Raw genomic sequence first — 19,773 nt, forward strand, 5'->3', positions numbered from 1 at the left:
TTAGCGGTTGTTAAGTGCTCCGCTGATATCCTCGATCATCACCTCTACTGCCTTACGGGATGCATCTGCATAGTTCAGTTCTCCGAAAGATGCGTATGCTTCCTGCTTGTATGCAGCAATGATTCCTCTGGAAGAGTTTACGATCGCGCCGAGTCCGTCTTCATTAAAGAAGTGAACAAGATCTGCGCCCTTGCCGCCCTGTGCACCGTATCCAGGTACAAGAATAAATGTCTTCGGCATCAGTTTACGGAGGATTTTGCCCATTTCCGGATAAGTTGCTCCGACAACAGCTCCGATGTAGCTGTATTCTTTGCCCATGTGGTCTTCACCCCACTGTGCAACCTTCTCTCCTACCCATTCATAAAGCGGTCTGCCATCGATCACTCGATCCTGAAATTCACCGCTTGATGGATTAGATGTTTTGACAAGGATAAAAAGTCCCTTGTTTTCTTCTTTGCAGACATCGATGAATGGTTTCACACCATCAGATCCGAGATATGGATTGACTGTTGCAAAGTCCTCATCAAATCCGGCATATTTCTTACTTCCTACCTGCACATGTCCGAGATGTCCGACTGCATATGCTGCGGATGTAGATCCGATGTCACCTCTCTTGATATCGCCGATCACTACAAGGTCTTTGGATTTGCAGTAATCTACGGTCTTTTTATATGCCTGAAGCCCTGGAATCCCGAACTGTTCGTACATTGCGATCTGCGGTTTCACTGCCGGGATCAGATCATAAGTTGCATCAACGATGCCTTTGTTAAACTGCCAGATTGCCTCTGCAGCACCTTCCAGTGTCTCCCCGAATTCCGCAAACGCATTCTCCTGGATATGCTTCGGAATATAGTTCAGCATCGGATCCAGTCCTACTACGATCGGTGCATTTGTTTTACGGATTTTTTCAATAAGTTTGTTAATCATAACGGCTCCTCCTGGAATTTATCTTTGTAATTATTTATGTACAATTACGTTATCACCAACATCATACACGAAATATTTGATTTAATAAAGTCTTTTTTAAATAACCTTGACAATTTTATCCACCGGATATATAATTCAGTCATAGACCAATAGATTCTTAATGTAAAATCACTAGTTTTTAGAGATTATATATTATTAATATAGTCTGTAAAATCTGGTGATTTTTGTCGTCAGATGGTCTTTTAACTTTTTATTTTTTATGGAGGTAACATCATGAACAAGGGAACTGTAAAATGGTTCAACGCAGAAAAAGGCTATGGTTTCATCACAGGAGAGGATGGAGCTGACGTATTCGTACACTTCTCTGCAATCAATGGCGAAGGATTCAAATCCTTAGACGAAGGACAGGCAGTAACTTATGATTTAACAGAAGGCGCTCGCGGAATGCAGGCTGCTAACGTTACAAAATTATAATTAACATCCGATACTTCAGGTTTTATAACCATTCAACAAAAAACCCCAGCTGGATCAGCCGGGGTTTTTTATTGTTCATTTTCATTTGGCTTATTGTGTATCGGAAGAAAGTCCTGACACATAATTATCGATCGCTGAAGTATCTACAACCGTTTCCTTCACTACGGAAGCTTCCTTGGCAGTTATCTTTGCATATGCGGAAAATCCGATCCATGCAACCATACACACACAGATTGCTACCCATGCAAGGATCTCTAATCTGTCGATCAGTTTCTCTTTTCTGGCTGCTCTGCTGCGGTTGTTCTTACCAGCTTTGTAGCTGTCTACTTTTTTCTGACTCATTTGCGAATCTCCTTTGCTGCATATAAGTACTCATTGCATTATAGCACAGGAAAGTCCAAAAGTGAAGTACCTTTCCGGGATATTCCAGGCTTATACGGCAACGATCACGCCTCCGTCATTTGCATACATGCTGCTTACACCTGCAGTATCCAGGATTACAATATCCTTCACGTTCATGCGCTCCTGAAGTGCATTTCGAAGAAGGACTGCTCTCTCATGGCAGTTGCAGTGTGAGATCGCGAGTGTCTTGGTTTCACTATTCTGTGTCTTGGCTACGATCTGTTCTGCCATTTTGACCAGTGCTTTATTCATTCCGCGCGCCTGATCAAGCTGACAGATACTTCCTTCATCTGTAGATCCCATGACCGGTTTGATCTTCAGTGCGCTGGCAACAAGTGCCTTTGCTTTGCTGAGTCTTCCATTCTTGCGAAGTGTTTCCAGATTATCCAGTACAAAGAAGGTGTGCTGTCCTGCAATATATGCATCCACAGTCTCAATTACTTTCTCAAAGGAATACCCGGCTTCTTCACACTCCTGGATCTTCATCGCGATCAGGGTCTGACCGACAGAAGCCGATCTGGAATTAAAAACATGGATCTGTCTGCCCGGTTTCTCCTCATTCAAAAGATTACTTCCCAGAACTGCACTGTTATAAGAACCGCTGAGTTCTGCTGAGAGTGTCACTGCATAGATATGATCTGCTTCACAGTCAAAAGCCCTCATATAACGTTCCGGAGAAGGACACGCTGATTTCGGGCACTCCGGGCATGCAGCTACTTTCTTAAGGAAATCTGCCTGATCAAAAGTCTCATCATCTATAATATTCTCGCCGCCTACATTCAAAGTAAGCGCTACCGATTCAAAATGTTCATTATTCTTCCATTCTTCTAACAATTCACCGCAACTATCTATAATAATCTTATAACTCAATTATATCGTCCTCTTTCCCGTAATATGTAGTTTCGAATACCACATCTATATTAACATATAGCCCATTGTTTGAAAAGAGTTTTTGTAAAAACTATATTCTTTTTTTCAGTTCTGCTTTATAATAGAAGCAACAGTAAACAGAAAGGAGTTCTTTAATGCTTGCACTCAAGATCAATACTACCAAAGCTTTTATGCACAAATTACTGATCGGAGATACCTTCCATATATTTTCTCTGGCCGAAGCATCCATTACAACCTTTAACCAGTTCCATATAGACGGAAAACTGCATATGGATTTTTTTGACACTGATACTGCACAGCAGTTATCTGAAAACGGTGACATTTACTCTTCCTGGAAAGATGTAAAATCCTATTGTTATTCCATCATACGGGGAAAGCTCCCGCCTCTCCAGTTTAAATTTGTAATGCGTCTTTCGCCCCAACAGATGATGCTTCTTCCTCTTTCAGAAGCCCCGTCTGTTCCCGCCGATGGAATTTCGGATCTGTTCCTGAATATTCAATACAAAAACCATGAATTATTCTGTACAACGGGTACCTTTTCCAGACTTTTTACACTGGACAAAACTTTCGAAACTACATGGGATAATGCTGTGATGAATTTTTTCAGAGGACATCAGATTGATTTCACCATATTATAATCTGGATATAATTTTCTGTCAGAATGCGTCGTCTCAATTTCCATCTGCATCAGATAATATGCCATCATATCTATAAATTCGCTGTTTGTCGGCTTATAACGCAATGGATAACCGGCAATTTCATTCATGGCTTCTTTATTTGATTCCCAACAGACATTGATCACCGTTCGGATATCATGTTCCACATTTACCGGTGTGGACTTAAACTGTTTTGCCAGGGATGGATATATATCTTTTGTGATTTTTATAGGATGATCCTGAATTTCCATGAACATTCTTACCGCTTCTGCCACATAGCAATAACCTTTATATTTGGAAGTTACTCCTAATTGCCGTATCAACCGATATACTTTTCTCATACCTTTTTCCCTCCGGTTTTTTCTTTCTCAATATTATACGACATATTTTGCTTCATTTCTCATATCCTAGCAAAATAGTCTTTCCTCGATAAAAGATTACATTTCCGGAAAAATATCTCGATTTTTCGACAAAAACAACATCTACATACAAAAATAGCATAAAAATTTTTGTACCATTTGTCAATCATGCAAAAGAAATTCCCGGATGTGGTTTTTGACTGTTGTCCACATCCGGGAATTTGGAAATTAATCTTACATTTTCTAATGAAATTTTATTTAGCAATCATCATCAGGATGTCATTGCTTCTCTGAACAAACTTGGTCATCTCATCTGGCGAAAGCTGTTTATGGCTGATCATAGCCAGATCATACAGTTGCTCGCAGATCACTGCTGCATGTTCAGACTCCTGATTCTTGCCGAGGAACTGTACCAGCGGATGGTTTGCATTGAGTACCAGTGTCTCCTGTCCACCAAACATGGACGGATCCATTCCATACATGTTGTACATCTTCATCATATCCTGCATACGGCGGCTTTCCTCAGAAAGCATCATCATTGCAGCTACGGAGTCATTCTTGAGGTTCTCTACTTTGACTTCGAGTTTCTCTTTGCCAAGGCTCTTGCGGAACAGATCTGTCAGAGTCTTTGTTGTCTCTTCATCTGCAGCGCCCTCTCCCTTGAGTTCTTCTGTAAGATCAGCATCAATTCTCTTGAACTGGATGGTCTGATCCTTCTGCTCAAGATGAGAAATGAAGGCAGTGTCGATATTGTGTGACAGGATCACTGCATTCTTGCCTGCTTCCTTGAACATGTTGATGTACTGGCTCTGCTGTACCGGATCTGTTACATAGAAGATGGTTGTCTTCTCCGGCTCTTTGTTCTCATCATCATCTTTCTTTTCTTCTGACTCTGCTTCTTTTGTTTCGGAAGTTTCTTCTGTTTCTTCTTTCTTGTTCTGCTCGATGCAGTCCTTGAGAGTCATATATTTGTTATCCAGGTCTTTGAACAGAATGTAGTCATGCAGTTTCTCTGCAAACTTCGCATCCTTGATGCAGCCATATTTGATGAACGGGCTGATGTCATCCCAGTATTTCTCATAGGATTCACGGTCAGTCTTGCACATGCCTGTCAGCTTGTCTGCAACTTTCTTGGAAATGTATTCAGAAATCTTCTGAACAAATCCGTCATTCTGCAGGGCACTTCTGGATACGTTCAGCGGAAGATCCGGGCAGTCGATCACGCCTTTGAGAAGGAGCAGGAATTCCGGAATGACTTCCTTGATATTGTCTGCGATGAATACCTGGTTGTTGTACAGTTTGATGGTTCCTTCGATGGAATCATATTCTGTGTTGATCTTCGGGAAGTACAGGATACCTTTGAGGTTGAACGGATAATCCATGTTCAGATGGATCCAGAACAGAGGCTCCTTGTAATCCATAAATACTTTGCGGTAGAAATCCTTGTAATCCTCATCGCTGCATTCATTCGGATGTCTCATCCACAGCGGATTCGGATCACTTAAGGATACCGGGCGTTTGTTGATCTTTACTTTGTCCTTTGCAGGTGAAACTTCTACGACTTCTTTCTCGCCGTTTTCGTTTTCCTTTTCTTCTGTCTTGGCGTCTTCGTGGATGTGTTCTACAACTACATCGTCATCGCGAAGTTCAGATTCATCAATCGTCTCATATTCCTGCTCTGCGTTTGCTTTGGACAGGTAGATGTTCACCGGCATAAAGGAACAGTATTTCTCGATTACTTCACGCATGCGGTATTCATTACAGAACTCCAGGCTCTCTTCGTTCAGGAATAAGGTGATCTCTGTACCTGGTGTGGTTCTGTCGCCGTCCTGCATATCATATTCTGTACCGCCATCACAAGTCCAGTGTACTGCTGTTGCTCCATCCTTATAGGAAAGTGTATCAATGTGCACCTCATCAGCAACCATGAATGCAGAATAAAATCCCAGTCCGAAATGTCCGATCATCTGGTCATCTGTTGTTTTATCTTTGTATTTCTCAAGGAATTCTGTTGCACCGGAAAAAGCGATCTGTGTGATGTATTCTTCTACTTCATCACCAGTCATACCGATACCGTTATCAATGAATTTCAGGGTTTTGGCATCCGGATCCACTACTACCTGAACTGCTGCTTTATAGTCATCCGGGAAAGTGTACTCTCCCATTACTTCCAGTTTCTTAAGTTTGGTGATCGCATCACATCCGTTGGATACAAGCTCTCTTACAAAGATATCATGGTCTGAATACAGCCATTTCTTTATGATAGGAAAAATATTTTCACTGTTAATTGACAAATTTCCATGTTTTGCTGCCATAAAAAACACGCTCCTTTGTTTTCGTAATTTCATTTTTTATATATACTAATACCATTTTTTATAAAAGTCAAGGAAAAATTAGCACTCATTTGAAATGAGTGCTAACAAAATATATTTTATTATTTCTTTTTCTTCTTGTAATAGATCACGCCGTATACAGCTCCTGCTGCAATAATCAAGATGACCACAAATGGAATGATATCCGTTGGATCATTTGTCTTGACAGATTTTTTCTGATTTGCAGATGGAGTAAGATTTGTTCCCGGTGCTGTGACCTTCGCCTCTGAAATACTGAAAGCTACCTGTTTGGTATCCTGACTGTCAGTATTTTTCCAGTTTTTGCCATTGTACTGCTGCTGCTGGAAAACGACTTTCAATGTATAATCACCGCTCTTGGAAAGTCCGAAGCATGCTGTATAAGGAGCTTTATCCCATGCATTTGTATTGATGACAGTCCAGTTCAGCGGAACATAACGGATATCACCTTTCTTAGGAGAATTGTTGTCCATTCCTGCTCCTACTGCTGTGAAAGAGATTTTGGACTGAGTTGTATAAACGCCATTTACCTCAATTCCTGTTATCTTATTATCATCTGCGGAGACAGTCTTTGGTGTATAGGCTTCTACATTTACTTTAACATAGGCTAACAGATCTATATTATTGTTATTGTCCACGCCATCCGGAAGTGTTACTGCTCCTTTGACTGTAAAACTCTGTGCTGCTGTATCAGCGGCATTATAAGAACAGTTCTTGACATCCCAGGCTACTTTGGCTTTGGCCTTTCCTCCGGTAGTCTCGATCACTACTGTGGACGGCAGTTTCAGCTTCTGTGCATCTTTGGCTGTGCCATTTGCAATTCCGCTGATCTCTGATGGATTCTGGATCTTTGTAAGAGAAACAGTTCCTTTGAGTACCTGGAAGGATGCCTTGCACACAGTTTCTGTCGCCGCTGAAGCAATCGTGATATTTTCCTGATAACTATTTACGTCCAGGCCATCCTTCGGTGCTACTGTAAATACCGCTGATTCTCCTGGCTGGATTGTCAGTCCGGTGGCTGCTGTTATCGTGAAATATTTTGCAGAAGGCTGTACAAGTGTCTCTGCCACATTTCCATTGTTTGTAACAGTGATCTGCTGTGCACTGACTCCGCTGTATCCTTTCTTTGCACTTGCAAAATCAAGTGTATCTGTTGAGATTCCAAGACTGTGGCTCGCTGTATTTACAGTAACCGTTGCCGTGATCACGATCCCCTGTCCGGAAGTTGTATCATTGATCGTAAATGCCTCTGTATAGGTACCGGCACTCAGCCCATTCTTCGGGCGCACGGTAAATGTTGCTGTACCTCCATTTGCACTGATTTCCTGTGCAGATAATGCCGCATCAAAATATTTAATTTCTCCCTGATCACTGTATATATCTGACAGAACTGCATCTGCATTGCCTTCATTGGTCAGTGTGATCGTCTGTGCCTGCGGTGCCTCTGTATAGCCTTCTACGACACTGCCAAAATCTGCCGCGCCTGTATCGGCATTTACCTTACTCACTGCCGGTACCTGTGTCGGTTCCGATGTTGGTGTATCCTGTGGTGTCTCCGTCGGCTCCGGTGTCGGTGTATCTTGTGGTGTCTCTGTCGGTTCCGGTGTCGGTGTATCCTGCGGCACCTCCGTCGGTTCCGGTGTATCTTCACTTTCGACAGTCATTTGTGCTTTGAAAGAAGCTGTTGCTCCTTCTTCTGTCTTATATGTGATCGTATCCTCATAACTGCCAGGCTCTGTTCCAACCCGCGGTGCGATCCATACCTGTACGCTCTGACCGGCTTCCAGAGGCTCGGTGATATCCTGGACTGCAAAATGCTCCGGGCTTATATCTATGAAATTCAGAGTTTCTGTACCGGTATTTTTGATGGTCACATACTGTGCCTGTTCGTCTTCCTGTCCTGAAACAACCGTGCCAAATGCCAAAACATCACTGCTTCCGTCGCCGACTTCTGCTTCTGCCTGATAAGATGCCTCATCTGTATCTGACGGACTTTCTGTTTCTGTATTATCTTCTGTGTTATTGTATGTTCCATCTTCTTTTGCTTCCGGGATTCCTTCTACAGAAGTGCTTCCAGCCTCCTCTGAATCCTGTTCGTTCTTTTCTGTGCTGCCAGTTTCATCCGCAGGCTGTAATTCTTCCTGATATTCGTTCTGTTCCAGTTCTTCTTCAGAGTTTTCATTCTCCTGCTCTGATGATTCTGCATCATTTGTTGCTGCCGGAATGCCATCTACAGATTCTGATCCGGCCTCGTTATCATTCGCTGCCTCCGGAATTTCCTGTGTTTCCTCTGATGAAGCATCCTCTGCTGTGGAGGTATCCTGATTCTGTTCCTCTGTTGAAGCTTCTGTATTCTGTTCTGTTTCTGCTGCTTTAGGATCTGCTGTCTCTGTAACAGTCGCTGTCACAGCTGTCAGACTGCCGCTGAATCCCTTATCCTCCAAACCGGTAATCGTCAGAACGATCTTTGAATCTATATCATCTTTGGTGATCGTATAAGTTTTTTCTTTACTGAGGGATTTCAGTTCAGGTTTCTCTCCCTGCTGTTCTTTCTTTTCATCATCGGAAGTTTTGCGAAACCACTGATAACTGACACTGTCCTCTGTTATCCCTTCGTTCTTTATCCCCTGCATATCTGCTTTCAATGTCGTTCCTGCTACTGCCGTGCCCTGGATCTTGAGCTGTCCATCCAGCACAGCGGCGGTTGTCTCTGCAAATACTGTCACCGGCAGCAGCGACAATATCATAAACACAGACATAATGATCGCCAGAAATCTCCTTCTGTTCATAATTTTCCTCCTTTTTGGGTTTCTATCACAAATATTCACGGATATGACCCTTTTATTGATACTATATTCCCCACTTCCCGTATCGTCATTATAGCATGACAGGGAAAGGCTATGTAATTTCTATTTTACATAACCTTTCCCTGTCATAAAAAATTTCTACTTCAAATATCGGCTCACCCTTCTACCAGAAGATATCCGCCTGACGGAAGAACAAATACTTCACTTGCATCTTCCAGTTCCTCATCTGTCATTCCACTGATGTCTGCACCTGCTTCATCAAAGTATGCACGTACTTCTTTGAGCGTTTTCAGCTCTACCGCCATACAGTCTTCAAGGAATTCTTCTGCTTCCTCATAGGAAGATGCAACTGCTTCGTCAAAAAGCTGTCCCTGGTTTTTGAGAAATGTTTCTACGCTTTCTTCTGTATACATTATTTAATTACCTCCTCTATGTTTCCACCTGCGCGGATCAGTTTCTTAAGAATATATTCTACGCGCTCTGTCTGATAAGACGCTGCTTTTTTGACCCCCGGCTTCGCGTGAGCCATGGCAAAACTGTATGGTACGGATTCCAGCATCGCAATGTCATTATACTCATCACCAAACACAATACATTCTTCCGGTCTGATACCAAGCAGTTTCTGATATTCCCTGAGACCTTTTGCCTTATTGGTCTCAAACGGGATAAAATCAACCCAGGCAAAACCGGATGTCACTACCGTACATCTGTCTCCGAACCGTTCCTTCCAGTACCGGATAGAATCCTCCTGGATTCCTTCCCTTTCGTATACAGCTACTTTCATGCATGGCTCTGTTATCTCATCAAAGCTATCGATCTCTTTGCAGTTATTTTTGACCACATTCAGCATCAGGTCTCTGTAATGCTCTGTCTTTGGACGGATGTAATAAAAATCCTTAGTCGAACAGGTAAAGTCGGCATCCTTCTTATCATAGATCGCTTCTACGATTTCTCTGACAAGTTCCTTCGGAAAGCTGTCCTGATAGAGTACTTTCTCATTCTGGATCGCCAGACCGCCGTTTTCAGCAATAAACGCCATGTCATCCACCACCGGTGCAAACATGCGCTTCATATTTGCATACTGTCTGCCGCTTGCTGCCACAAACAAAATGCCAAGTTCTTTTAGTTCTTTTATTAATGGAAAAAGTTCTTCCGGCAGACTCTGCGCTCCGTTGAGCAGCAAAGTCCCATCCAGATCACTTGCAACCAGTTTGATCATGATTCAGTTCCTCATATATCTTAAGTAAATCTTCTGGTTTCTCCGCAACGATTTCTGCACCGCTGCTTTCAAGTTCTTCTCTGTCACGGAATCCCCATAAAGCACCGATCGTATGCATGCCTGCCGCTGTACCGGTTTCCATATCTGTCCTGGTGTCTCCGATATACATACACTCTTCTGAAGAAGCACCGAATTCTGCTGCTGCTTTAAGCGGACCGTCCGGTGCCGGTTTCCTGCGGATCGCATCGCTCTGTCCGATCACCAGGTCAAAATATCCCGGGAACATCTTGTCGATCACCTTGACTGCGGCTATATGCGGCTTGTTGGAGCAGACAGCAAGCTTCACTCCTGCATTCTTCAGTGTCTGAAGTGTGTCCCTGATTCCTTCATACGGAACTACCTTATATAAAGGATCCTCGTCAAATTTCTTTCTGTAAAGAGCCCTGCACTCCTCAAAATGGGTAAGTTCCGGGTCTCCGGCATCTTTGAGGCAGCGGCGTACCAGCATATCTGCTCCCTCACCGCTGTAATATTTAAAATTCTCTGTCGGCTGTTCCTTAAGTCCCATTCCCCTGAGGATCTCATTGGCAACGTATGCCATAGAATCCAGTGTATTTGCCAGGGTGCCGTCCAGATCAAAAATACATGCTTTTATCATGATCTTATCCTCGTAATTCTATTCCATGTTTCTTCGTTTCGTAAAACAGTCTGCCCACAGGAAGGCCTACTACATTTGTATAGTCCCCGCGGATTCCCTTTACATAAGCACCAAATCCGCCCTGGATACCGTAGCTTCCTGCCTTGTCCATCGGTTCGCCTGTTGCTACATATGCCCTGATCTCTTCCTCGGAAACCGGATAGAAAGAAACATCTGTACATTCTGCAAAAGTGATCGTTTCCCATTTGGAATCCTTACGTTCCATAACTGTCACTCCGGTATAGACCTGATGCGTATTCCCCTGGAGCATGGATAATGTATTTACCGCATCCTCTTCATTCTTTGGTTTGCCAAGGATCTTATTATCAAAAGATACGATCGTATCTGCTCCCAGAATGACCGTTCCTTCTTCCATGTCAAATTTCAACGCCGTCGCCATTGCTTTCTGCAGGGACAGTTCCTTTACGATGTCTTCCGGAATCTCCTTCGTGATCTTTTCCTCGCTGTTCCCAGGACATACCTGAAAGATCACTCCGGCATTCGCCAGAAGTTCTCTCCTTCTCGGAGATGCCGAAGCAAGTATGATTTTTCTCATAATTCAAGTCTTCCTTTACTTTTCTTCTGTTCCAGTATACCCTGTCCCTTTCAAACTGGCAACTATCAAAATAGCAAAAAGTATTCCTCAAAAAAGATCAAAAAAAGTTAAAATAAAGTGTTGACAACTTCTTGTACTTCTGTTAATATTATCAACTGTGAGCGGCAGATAAACGCTTCACAAAGTAATTGCTGATGTGGCTCAGTCGGTAGAGCGTCGCCTTGGTAAGGCGGAGGTCACGGGTTCGATTCCCGTCATCAGCTTTATTTTTTTGCCTATTTTACAGTGTTTTCGGTTACTTTTTCAGCACATCCCTCTTATCCCCTCACCATCTCACACTCATCTTGCACAGTGATACCTGCAAGCCAGCATATAGATATTTTCATCATCTATCTGATAAATAAGCCTGTCCTTATCATTAATGCGTCTTGACCAAAATCCTGCCAAATTACCTGTCAATGGTTCCGGCTTACCGATTCCCTGATTACCATTCCTGCATATATCCTCTATCAGAGCATTAATCTTCTTCAGTGTCTTTTTGTCTTCTGTTTCCCAGTAAACGTAGTCTTCCCATCCGTTCTGTGTGAACACTTTATTCATCATTCAACCTCTTTTAACTTATGAATACCTGCTTTTCCTGCCTGTAACTGTTTCTTTGATTCCATGATCCAGTCATAATTTGCCCGATCTTCCATAAGATAGAGATTTTCCATAAGATTATTGTAGGATTCTTCCGACATCATTACCACGTTTCTATTGTTTTTGCGAGTAACTATCATGGTTTCGTAATCATCTGTGACCTTATCCATATAATTTTTCATATTCTCTCGTAAATTTGTATAGTTCACCGCTAACATATGCAGTCCTCCTTTTCTGTACAGTATTCTGTACTTTTATTATACGTACAGTATATGCGGCTGTCAATGATCTATACGAAAGCTGACCAAAAAGAGAGGCAACTGAAAACTCAATTGCCTCTCTCTGATATGCTTCTCTCTAAAATATTGTCGGATTGTATAATACCGTTTCTTCGCCTGTTTCATTCTGTTATTTGTCATATGTGTGGGATTTCCTCCTTGTTTTATTTTGAATTATGTTATACAATATAAAAGTTATTTAACTTTCTATACACTTTGCATTTATACTGTGATATAATGCAAAGTAATCAAAACCAGATTTTCGATGAAAACCTTGTATTTTCTTGATTTTTTGACTGTTAGGATAATCAAAAGTAATCAAGCCGAAAGTCTGGAAACCATTGAATCACTCAGGAGGGACAGAGATGGAAAACGAAACTGTTTCCAAAAATTTTATTGAGAACATCATTGACGAGGATCTGGCCGAAGGTGTTTATGATACCGTACACACCCGTTTCCCACCGGAACCGAACGGGTACCTCCATATCGGACATGCCAAATCCATTCTTTTAAACTATGGACTTGCACAGAAATACAACGGCAAATTCAACATGCGTTTCGATGATACCAACCCGACCAAAGAAAAGAGCGAATTTGTAGAGTCCATCAAAGCGGACATCAAATGGCTCGGTGCTGACTGGGAAGACAGACTTTTCTTTGCGTCTGATTATTTCCCGCAGATGTATGAAGCTGCTGTCAAGCTCATCAAGAAGGGCAAAGCTTATGTCTGCGATCTGACTGCCGATCAGATCCGCGAATACCGTGGTACTCTTACAGAGCCAGGCAAAGAAAGCCCATACCGTAACCGCAGCGTCGAAGAAAACCTTCAGCTTTTTGAAGAAATGAAAGACGGCAAATACCAGGATGGAGAGAAAGTTCTCCGTGCCAAGATCGATATGGCATCCCCGAACATGAACATGCGTGACCCGGTCATCTACCGTGTTGCTCATATGACTCACCACAGAACCGGCGATACCTGGTGCATCTATCCAATGTACGACTTTGCTCATCCGATCGAGGATGCGATCGAGGGAATCACACATTCTATCTGTACACTGGAATTTGAGGATCACAGACCGCTTTATGACTGGGTAGTAAGAGAACTGGAATACCCGCAGCCACCGAAGCAGATCGAATTTGCAAAATTATACCTGACAAACGTTGTTACCGGCAAGCGTTACATCAAGAAACTTGTTGAGGACGGCATCGTAGACGGATGGGATGATCCGCGTCTCGTTTCCATCGCCGCTCTCCGCAGAAGAGGTTTCACTCCGGAATCCATCAAGATGTTCGTTGAACTCTGCGGTGTATCCAAGGCCAACAGTTCCGTTGACTACGCTATGCTTGAATACTGTATCCGTGAGGATCTCAAGTTCAAACGTCCGCGTATGATGGCAATCCTTGATCCGATCAAACTCGTGATTGACAACTATCCGGAAGGTCAGGTTGAATACCTGGAAGCTCCGAACAACATGGAAAACGAAGCTCTCGGAACACGTAAGCTTCCATTTGGCAAGGAGCTTTATATCGAGCGTGAGGACTTCATGATCGAGCCTCCACGTAAATACAAGAGACTTTTTGTAGGTGCTGAAGTTCGTCTTATGAACGCTTACTTCGTTACCTGTACAGGATATGAAGCAGATGATGACGGTACTGTACGTGTTGTACACTGTACTTACGATCCTGCTACCAAGGGCGGCAACGCTCCTGACGGACGTAAAGTCAAAGGAACGATCCACTGGGTAGAAGCTTCCAATGCAGGCAAAGCAACCGTTCGTCTCTACGAAAACATCGTAGATGAAGAAAAGGGTGTTTACAACAAAGAAGACGGTTCCCTCAATGTGAACCCGAATTCTCTGACCACCGTAACTGCTTATGTAGAGCCAGTTCTTATGGAAGCCAAAGGATACGACAGCTTCCAGTTCGTAAGAAACGGATTCTTCTGTGCAGATATCCACGACTCCAAAGAAGGCGAGCCGGTATTCAACCGCATCGTTTCTCTCAAGAGTTCCTTCAAGCTTCCAAAAGCCTGATCCAGATTTACGCAAAAAGTGCCCCGCCGGCAGTTGATCCGGCGAGACACTTTTTATTTAATGAAATTATTCTTCTGTTTCCTGAACTTCTTCTTTTATTTCTTCTTCAAGAGCTTCTTCAGCCTCTGTTTCCTCTGCTTCTTCTTCCGCAGATTCCTCTACAGCTTCTTCGCTTTCTTCCCATGCTTCAAAGGATTCGTGAGCTTCTTTCTTTTCTTCTTTCTTTTCTTCTTTCTTCGGCTCTTCCTCTTCTTCAAAGTCATCATCGAAATCGTCGTCAAAATCGTCCTCGAAATCCTCGAGAGGTTTCTTCTTGAATGCCAGTGCTGCTACAGCTCCTGCCGCTGCGGCTGCTACGGCTCCGACTGCAACAAATCCCCAATATTTGTTTAATTTTGCCATAATACTCTGCTCCTTTCATATAACAGTTTGTTCTTTGTCACAAAGATTAGAATAATTATACTATTTTTTGTCCCAAAAAGAAAGGGAAAAGTTTCGTATCTTGCCTCTTATCCTCTGAAGTGCATTATCGATCGACTTGGGTGTTTTTCCCATAATCTTTGCGATCTGGATGTAACCATAACCCTTAAGATAATACTCCAGCACCTTGTTTTCCATTGGACTTAATGTCCGGTGGATCTCCTGTTCAAGGCTCCTCGTGCTTTCCTGGTCAATGATGATATTTTCAGGATTTTCCCACCAGGAACCTTCCAGCTCATCCGTTTCCTCCGGTTCTTCACTAAGTGAAATATAGGAGTTCAGAGGCATATGCTTCTGCCGGTTTGAATTCTGGATAGCACTGTAAAGCTGTCGGTCAATGCACATCCCCGCAAATGTCCGAAAAGAAGCATCTTTGTCAGGCTGATAACTCTGTACCGCCTTAAAAAGCCCGATCATTCCTTCCTGTATCAGATCATCGGTCTCACCGCCGATCAGGAACATGGCTCTTGCTTTCTGGCGGACAAATCCTTTGTATTTTTCCATCAGATAATCTGATATCTCTTCCTCACCAGATCTCAGCCTGGTGAGTAATTCTTCATCTGTGCATTTTTCATACTGGCACATAGAGAATCTCCATTTCTTATTTGCTTTCTGCCACGAGACGCTGTCTTACGATCTCATACGCAAGGACACCTGCTGCAACGGATGCATTCAGAGAATCGATATCTCCCTTCATCGGGATAGATGCGGTAAAGTCACATGCCTCTCTCACAAGACGACTGACTCCTTCGCCCTCGTTTCCGATCACAAGACCGATCGGTCCCGTCAGATTCATACGGTACATGCTCTCTCCGCCCATATCTGCACAGACGAACCAGATGCCTTTTTGCTTAAGTTCTTCCATGGTACGTACCAGATTGGTAACTTTGGCAACCGGTGTGTAATTGATCGCACCGGCAGATGTCTTGGCAACTGTGGAAGTCAGTCCGACAGCTCTGCGCTTCGGAATGATAACACCATGTGCACCTGCCAGGTTAGCTGTACGGATGATCGCACCAAGATTATGCGGATCCTCTACATTGTCCAGAAGGATCAGAAACGGCGGCTCACCCTTCTCCTCTGCCTTGGCGAGGATGTCTTCTACGGTGCTGTATTCATAAGCTGCAACCTGCGCGATCACACCCTGATGTGCATGTGTCTCACTGAGCTGGTCCAGTCTTTCTTTGGATACATAATTGATGATCGTGTCTTTTTTGCGAGCCTCTCTTGCGATCGTGCGGACTGGTCCGTCCTGGCATCCATCCAGGATAAAAAGCTTGTCCACGCATTTGCCTGAACGAAAAGCTTCCAGTACCGCGTTGCGGCCTTCTATCTGTTCACTCATAATCTGTCCTCTCCGATTCCCATACGGACAAGTTCAAGCATCCGTGTGTAATCTCCCTTTAAATATAAGTATCCCATCAATGCCTCAAAGCCTGTTGCCCTTCTGTAATCAGCCATGGTTGCATGCTTTGCCATTGTAGGAGAATGTGCGTTGCGGCCTCTGCGGTAGATGTTATGCTCTTCCTCGGTCAGTTTCTCCTCTATCACTTCCATGATCGCTGACTGAGAAGCTGCCTTTACCAGACTGCTTGCTTTTTTGTGAAGCTGGTTGACCGGACAGTTGCCCTTCCTGACAAGGACTGTACGGATGATCAGCTCATAGATCCCATCTCCGATATACGCCAGAGTCAGCGGAGAATAACTCCGCAGATCCTGGTTTTCAAGATGAAACAATTCATCAAGCTGCATCAGATTCGTTTCCATTTTACGCCCTCACGAGTATCTTTCAGTTCGATGCCTTTTTCAAGAAGCAGTCCACGGATCTCATCTGCTCTTGCGAAATCTTTGGCTTTTCTTGCTGCCTGACGTTCTGCGATCAGGTTTTCGATCTCTTCGTCAAGGATCTCTTCTTTCTTCTCAAGAGTCAGTCCGAGAACATCGCAGAGTTTTGTCATAACTTCCAGAGTGTGTGCTGCAAATTCTGCGGAGCTTCCTTCCTGTACATTTGTGTTGGCAAATTTGACAAGTTCAAAGATCGCAGCCAGCGCATCAGCTGTGTTGAAGTCGTCATCCATAGCTTCCTCGAACTTAGTCACAAATGCAGTTTCTTCCTGCATCAGTTTCTTCTCGTCTTCTGTTGCTTCCTGCACAGCCGCTGCTGCCTTGCGGTCGCGAAGTCTTGCTGCTGCCTCTGTGATTCTCTCAAGCGCGTTCTTGGAGGATTCCATCAGGTCTGCACTGAAATTGAGCGGGCTTCTGTAATGTGCGTTCAGCATGAAGAAACGAAGCACCTGCAGATCATACTGTTCACTGATCTCACGGACAGTACGGAAGTTTCCAAGAGACTTGGACATCTTGCGGTTGTCAATGTTCAGGAATGCATTGTGCATCCAGTATTTCGCAAAAGGAACTCCATTGCAGCATTCACTCTGTGCGATCTCATTCTCATGGTGAGGGAACACAAGGTCTTCGCCACCGGCATGGATGTCGATCTCCTCTCCAAGATATTTCTTGGACATAACGGAGCACTCAATATGCCAGCCCGGTCTTCCGTCGCACCATGGAGAGGTCCAGTATGGCTCTCCTTCTTTCTTCGGTTTCCAGAGTACGAAATCCAGCGGATCTTCCTTCTGATCCTCACCGGATACCTGCAGGGAACGGAATCCTGACTGCAGATCATCAAGGTTCTTATGAGAAAGCTTACCGTATTCTTTGAATTTCTTTACACGAAAGTATACAGTTCCATCGGCAACCGGATATGCATAACCCTTGTCGATCAGTGTCTGGATCATATCGATCATTCCGTCGATCTCCTGTGTTGCAAGCGGATGTGTGGTAGCCGGTTTTACGTTCATGCCTGCCATGTCCTTCTTGCACTCTGCGATATAACGCTGTGAAACTTCCTCTGCGCTTACGCCTTCCTCGATCGCTTTCTTGATGATCTTGTCATCTACGTCTGTGAAGTTGGATACATAGTTTACTTCGTATCCTTTGTACTCCAGATAACGGCGTACCGTATCAAAAATGATCATCGGTCTTGCATTTCCGATATGGATCAGGTTGTACACAGTCGGTCCGCATACATACATGCGTACCTTGCCCTCTTCCAGCGGTACAAATTCTTCTTTTCTTCGTGACATTGTATTAAAAAGTTTCATGTCTCTTTCCTCCGATATTATTTTGTAACAAGATCAGTCCTGGATCTCTGTGAGCAGGCAGATTGCCTGAGAAGAAATCCCTTCCCCGCTTCCGGTAAATCCAAGTCCTTCTTCTGTAGTTGCCTTGACATTGATCTTTGATTCCGGGATTCCAAGAGCATCCGCCATATTTTTACGCATCTGCGGAATATGCGGTGCCATCTTTGGTTTCTGGGCGATGATCGTCGCATCAATGTTCCCTACTTCATATCCATGTTCCTTAAGAAGCTCTGACACATGAATCAGAAGCTTCACACTGGAAATCCCTTTGTATTTGGGATCTGTGTCCGGGAAATGTTTTCCGATATCTCCAAGAGCCGCAGCCCCAAGCAAAGCATCCATCACTGCATGGATCAGCACATCCGCATCAGAATGTCCGAGAAGACCCTTTTCCCACGGGATCTTGACTCCCCCGAGGATCAGGTCACTGTTTTCTGTCAGCTTATGTACATCATATCCCATTCCAACTCTCATAATCATTCTCCTTCTATTTCGAGCATTCTGCTGACTCTCAGAAAACTGAGGCGCCGTCTGACATAAGGAGCCAGTTTCAGGCTCTGTGGTATGATTTCCTCTGTGAGTCCGATCTCGTATACACTCTGCTTACATCCAGCCTTATCCATCGCATGAACAAGTTCCTCTTCTCGCGGAAGTTCTTCAATTATATCTGCAATTTCAGAAAGACAGGATTCCAGTCTTGCCGGACTGACTTCCTCCAGTGGATCCGGTGTGTTTTCTTCGATAATTCCCTCCAGCAGATGTTTCTTACCGAATGTTTTTTCAAGAAGTTCTGTATCATCCTCACGTTCTGATAATACCCTGCATCTGCCCTCACGGATTGCTCTGGCAATACGGTTATATTCTCTGAGAACGATCAGGGTTCCAATCGAGACTTTCTCACCGTGAAGCGCATCCAGCGGTCCATTGATCACTTCCATCTCCCACAGATGAGAAAGGTGATGTTCTGCACAGGAAGCCGGTCTGGAATTTCCAACCATCTGCATCGCCAGCCCGGACAGAATCAGCGCATACATCAGTTTCTCACAGCTTTCTCTGTCACCTTGTGCAATATCATCCAGACAGGAGCGTACTGTCCTGAGTGCTTTTTCTTCCAGTTCAATAATCTCATCACAAATGTATTCATCTGTCAGCATATGAGCAATCTTCCAGTCTGCAAGACAGATATATTTTCCAAAAAGATCAGATACACCGGATGCATTCAGCCGTCTCGGTGCCGCTGCAAAAATATTTGAATCAGCATAAACTGCAATAGGCGGTGCCGCCGGCACTGTTTTTTTGAGCCCATTCCAGGTCATTGCTGCAACTGTAGATACGAATCCGTCCACGCTTGCCGCTGTTGGAACGGAAATAAAGGGAATTTTGTACTGAAAAGCCACATAACGGCTGATGTCATGGATCGTACCTGTTCCCACTGCCAGGATCAGGTCTATATCCTCTTCCATGTTATTCTCTACTACTTCGATTGCATGCTGGTCTGCATGAAGACCCTCAGCATCCAGCACAAGTACCTGACATCGGTCATAGATATCTTCCATGATCTCCTCTGTCACCTTGCATGTGTTTGTGTCACAGATCAGAAGCGGTGAAATATATTCCTTGAGAAACCCGTCTGACATTGCTTCTTCCAGCTTCTCCACTACTCCTTCTTCAATTAAAATTTCCTTTACTTCTATATGGTGATTCTTCCCGCACCCACAAGGTCGGGCAAAGTCATCCGTATCGACTCGCATGTAATTTATTCCTCCTGATTATACTCTATTTATCGAAATCTCCAAGTTACTGT

General features: G+C 43.9%; 22 protein-coding genes and 1 tRNA gene. 4 read left to right on the forward strand and 19 right to left on the reverse strand.

The features are described from left to right. Nucleotides 1-927, reverse strand: a complete 927-nt coding sequence (gene pyrF, locus WMO75_RS07530) for an orotidine-5'-phosphate decarboxylase (protein ID WP_022214714.1) — start codon at nucleotides 925-927, stop codon at nucleotides 1-3. Nucleotides 928-1,200: 273 nt separating this feature from the next. On the opposite strand from pyrF, the gene WMO75_RS07535 reads away from it, so the two are divergent. After that, the gene (locus WMO75_RS07535; protein WP_005425201.1) at nucleotides 1,201-1,401 is read left to right on the forward strand and encodes a cold-shock protein; all 201 of its coding nucleotides are present in this window, start codon (nucleotides 1,201-1,203) and stop codon (nucleotides 1,399-1,401) included. A 90-nt stretch (nucleotides 1,402-1,491) separates the two neighbouring features. Here WMO75_RS07535 and WMO75_RS07540 read toward each other — a convergent pair whose 3' ends face one another. Continuing rightward, nucleotides 1,492-1,743 carry a hypothetical protein gene (locus WMO75_RS07540; protein ID WP_022214713.1) on the reverse strand — a complete coding sequence of 84 codons (252 nt, stop codon included), beginning with the start codon at nucleotides 1,741-1,743 and terminating at the stop codon, nucleotides 1,492-1,494. Between the two features lie 90 nt (nucleotides 1,744-1,833). Then, nucleotides 1,834-2,673 (reverse strand): DegV family protein, encoded by an 840-nt coding sequence (locus WMO75_RS07545; RefSeq protein ID WP_022214712.1) that lies wholly within the window; start codon nucleotides 2,671-2,673, stop codon nucleotides 1,834-1,836. Nucleotides 2,674-2,828: 155 nt separating this feature from the next. Between WMO75_RS07545 and WMO75_RS07550 the strand changes: the two genes are divergently transcribed. Continuing rightward, nucleotides 2,829-3,332, forward strand: a complete 504-nt coding sequence (locus tag WMO75_RS07550; protein ID WP_349077884.1) for a DUF5721 family protein — start codon at nucleotides 2,829-2,831, stop codon at nucleotides 3,330-3,332. On the opposite strand, the gene WMO75_RS07555 is transcribed toward WMO75_RS07550, so the two are convergent. From WMO75_RS07555 to WMO75_RS07585, 7 genes are all read right to left on the reverse strand, one after another. Further along, nucleotides 3,308-3,691, reverse strand: coding sequence for a sporulation initiation factor Spo0A C-terminal domain-containing protein (locus tag WMO75_RS07555; protein ID WP_349077885.1), 384 nt, complete (start codon nucleotides 3,689-3,691; stop codon nucleotides 3,308-3,310). The genes WMO75_RS07550 and WMO75_RS07555 overlap by 25 nt on opposite strands. Before the next feature lie 272 nt (nucleotides 3,692-3,963). Then, nucleotides 3,964-6,024, reverse strand: a complete 2,061-nt coding sequence (gene htpG, locus WMO75_RS07560; protein WP_298090297.1) for a molecular chaperone HtpG — start codon at nucleotides 6,022-6,024, stop codon at nucleotides 3,964-3,966. A 119-nt stretch (nucleotides 6,025-6,143) separates the two neighbouring features. After that, nucleotides 6,144-8,849 (reverse strand): hypothetical protein, encoded by a 2,706-nt coding sequence (locus WMO75_RS07565; protein ID WP_022214708.1) that lies wholly within the window; start codon nucleotides 8,847-8,849, stop codon nucleotides 6,144-6,146. 173 nt (nucleotides 8,850-9,022) lie between these two features. Then, nucleotides 9,023-9,280, reverse strand: a complete 258-nt coding sequence (locus WMO75_RS07570) for a hypothetical protein (RefSeq protein WP_022214707.1) — start codon at nucleotides 9,278-9,280, stop codon at nucleotides 9,023-9,025. After that, nucleotides 9,280-10,086 carry a Cof-type HAD-IIB family hydrolase gene (locus WMO75_RS07575; protein WP_022214706.1) on the reverse strand — a complete coding sequence of 269 codons (807 nt, stop codon included), beginning with the start codon at nucleotides 10,084-10,086 and terminating at the stop codon, nucleotides 9,280-9,282. The genes WMO75_RS07570 and WMO75_RS07575 overlap by 1 nt, the downstream gene beginning before the upstream one ends. Further along, nucleotides 10,064-10,744: an HAD family hydrolase gene (locus WMO75_RS07580; RefSeq protein ID WP_291580428.1), complete on the reverse strand. Its 681-nt coding sequence runs from the start codon at nucleotides 10,742-10,744 to the stop codon at nucleotides 10,064-10,066. Before WMO75_RS07580 ends, WMO75_RS07575 begins: the two co-directional genes overlap by 23 nt. 4 nt (nucleotides 10,745-10,748) lie before the next feature. Beyond that, a complete protein-coding gene (locus tag WMO75_RS07585) occupies nucleotides 10,749-11,339 on the reverse strand; it encodes a Maf family protein (protein WP_118253039.1) in 591 nt (196 codons plus the stop codon). Nucleotides 11,340-11,529: 190 nt separating this feature from the next. Here WMO75_RS07585 and WMO75_RS07590 point away from each other — a divergent pair. Further along, nucleotides 11,530-11,602: transfer RNA gene (locus tag WMO75_RS07590), tRNA-Thr, on the forward strand. Between the two features lie 76 nt (nucleotides 11,603-11,678). Here the strand turns inward: WMO75_RS07590 and WMO75_RS07595 are convergent. Together WMO75_RS07595 and WMO75_RS07600 are read right to left on the reverse strand one after the other, a co-directional pair. After that, the gene (locus tag WMO75_RS07595; RefSeq protein WP_118253037.1) at nucleotides 11,679-11,939 is read right to left on the reverse strand and encodes a Txe/YoeB family addiction module toxin; all 261 of its coding nucleotides are present in this window, start codon (nucleotides 11,937-11,939) and stop codon (nucleotides 11,679-11,681) included. Beyond that, nucleotides 11,939-12,196 carry a type II toxin-antitoxin system Phd/YefM family antitoxin gene (locus WMO75_RS07600; protein WP_022214702.1) on the reverse strand — a complete coding sequence of 86 codons (258 nt, stop codon included), beginning with the start codon at nucleotides 12,194-12,196 and terminating at the stop codon, nucleotides 11,939-11,941. Before WMO75_RS07600 ends, WMO75_RS07595 begins: the two co-directional genes overlap by 1 nt. Nucleotides 12,197-12,621: 425 nt before the next feature. On the opposite strand from WMO75_RS07600, the gene WMO75_RS07605 reads away from it, so the two are divergent. After that, nucleotides 12,622-14,289: a glutamine--tRNA ligase/YqeY domain fusion protein gene (locus WMO75_RS07605; protein WP_118253035.1), complete on the forward strand. Its 1,668-nt coding sequence runs from the start codon at nucleotides 12,622-12,624 to the stop codon at nucleotides 14,287-14,289. A 66-nt stretch (nucleotides 14,290-14,355) separates the two neighbouring features. Here WMO75_RS07605 and WMO75_RS07610 read toward each other — a convergent pair whose 3' ends face one another. The 7 genes from WMO75_RS07610 to WMO75_RS07640 are packed head-to-tail and all read right to left on the reverse strand — an operon-like array spanning nucleotide 14,356 to nucleotide 19,720. Further along, on the reverse strand, nucleotides 14,356-14,691 hold the full coding sequence (locus tag WMO75_RS07610; RefSeq protein ID WP_349077886.1) for a hypothetical protein: 336 nt from the start codon (nucleotides 14,689-14,691) through the stop codon (nucleotides 14,356-14,358). Between the two features lie 60 nt (nucleotides 14,692-14,751). Then, nucleotides 14,752-15,354 (reverse strand): sigma-70 family RNA polymerase sigma factor, encoded by a 603-nt coding sequence (locus WMO75_RS07615; protein WP_118253030.1) that lies wholly within the window; start codon nucleotides 15,352-15,354, stop codon nucleotides 14,752-14,754. 16 nt (nucleotides 15,355-15,370) lie between these two features. Further along, the gene (rlmB, locus tag WMO75_RS07620) at nucleotides 15,371-16,114 is read right to left on the reverse strand and encodes a 23S rRNA (guanosine(2251)-2'-O)-methyltransferase RlmB (RefSeq protein ID WP_022214700.1); all 744 of its coding nucleotides are present in this window, start codon (nucleotides 16,112-16,114) and stop codon (nucleotides 15,371-15,373) included. Then, complete coding sequence (locus WMO75_RS07625; protein ID WP_118253028.1) at nucleotides 16,111-16,536, reverse strand: Mini-ribonuclease 3; 426 nt, start codon at nucleotides 16,534-16,536, stop codon at nucleotides 16,111-16,113. The genes rlmB and WMO75_RS07625 overlap by 4 nt, the downstream gene beginning before the upstream one ends. Next, nucleotides 16,521-17,930 carry a cysteine--tRNA ligase gene (gene cysS / locus WMO75_RS07630; RefSeq protein WP_118698682.1) on the reverse strand — a complete coding sequence of 470 codons (1,410 nt, stop codon included), beginning with the start codon at nucleotides 17,928-17,930 and terminating at the stop codon, nucleotides 16,521-16,523. Before cysS ends, WMO75_RS07625 begins: the two co-directional genes overlap by 16 nt. Nucleotides 17,931-17,963: 33 nt before the next feature. Continuing rightward, complete coding sequence (gene ispF, locus WMO75_RS07635) at nucleotides 17,964-18,443, reverse strand: 2-C-methyl-D-erythritol 2,4-cyclodiphosphate synthase (RefSeq protein WP_022214697.1); 480 nt, start codon at nucleotides 18,441-18,443, stop codon at nucleotides 17,964-17,966. Between the two features lie 2 nt (nucleotides 18,444-18,445). Continuing rightward, nucleotides 18,446-19,720, reverse strand: a complete 1,275-nt coding sequence (locus WMO75_RS07640) for a sn-glycerol-1-phosphate dehydrogenase (RefSeq protein WP_118253025.1) — start codon at nucleotides 19,718-19,720, stop codon at nucleotides 18,446-18,448. Between the last annotated feature and the right edge of the window lie 53 nt (nucleotides 19,721-19,773).

Source organism: Blautia intestinihominis (genome assembly GCF_040096655.1).
GTDB classification, from domain to species: domain Bacteria; phylum Bacillota; class Clostridia; order Lachnospirales; family Lachnospiraceae; genus Blautia_A; species Blautia_A intestinihominis.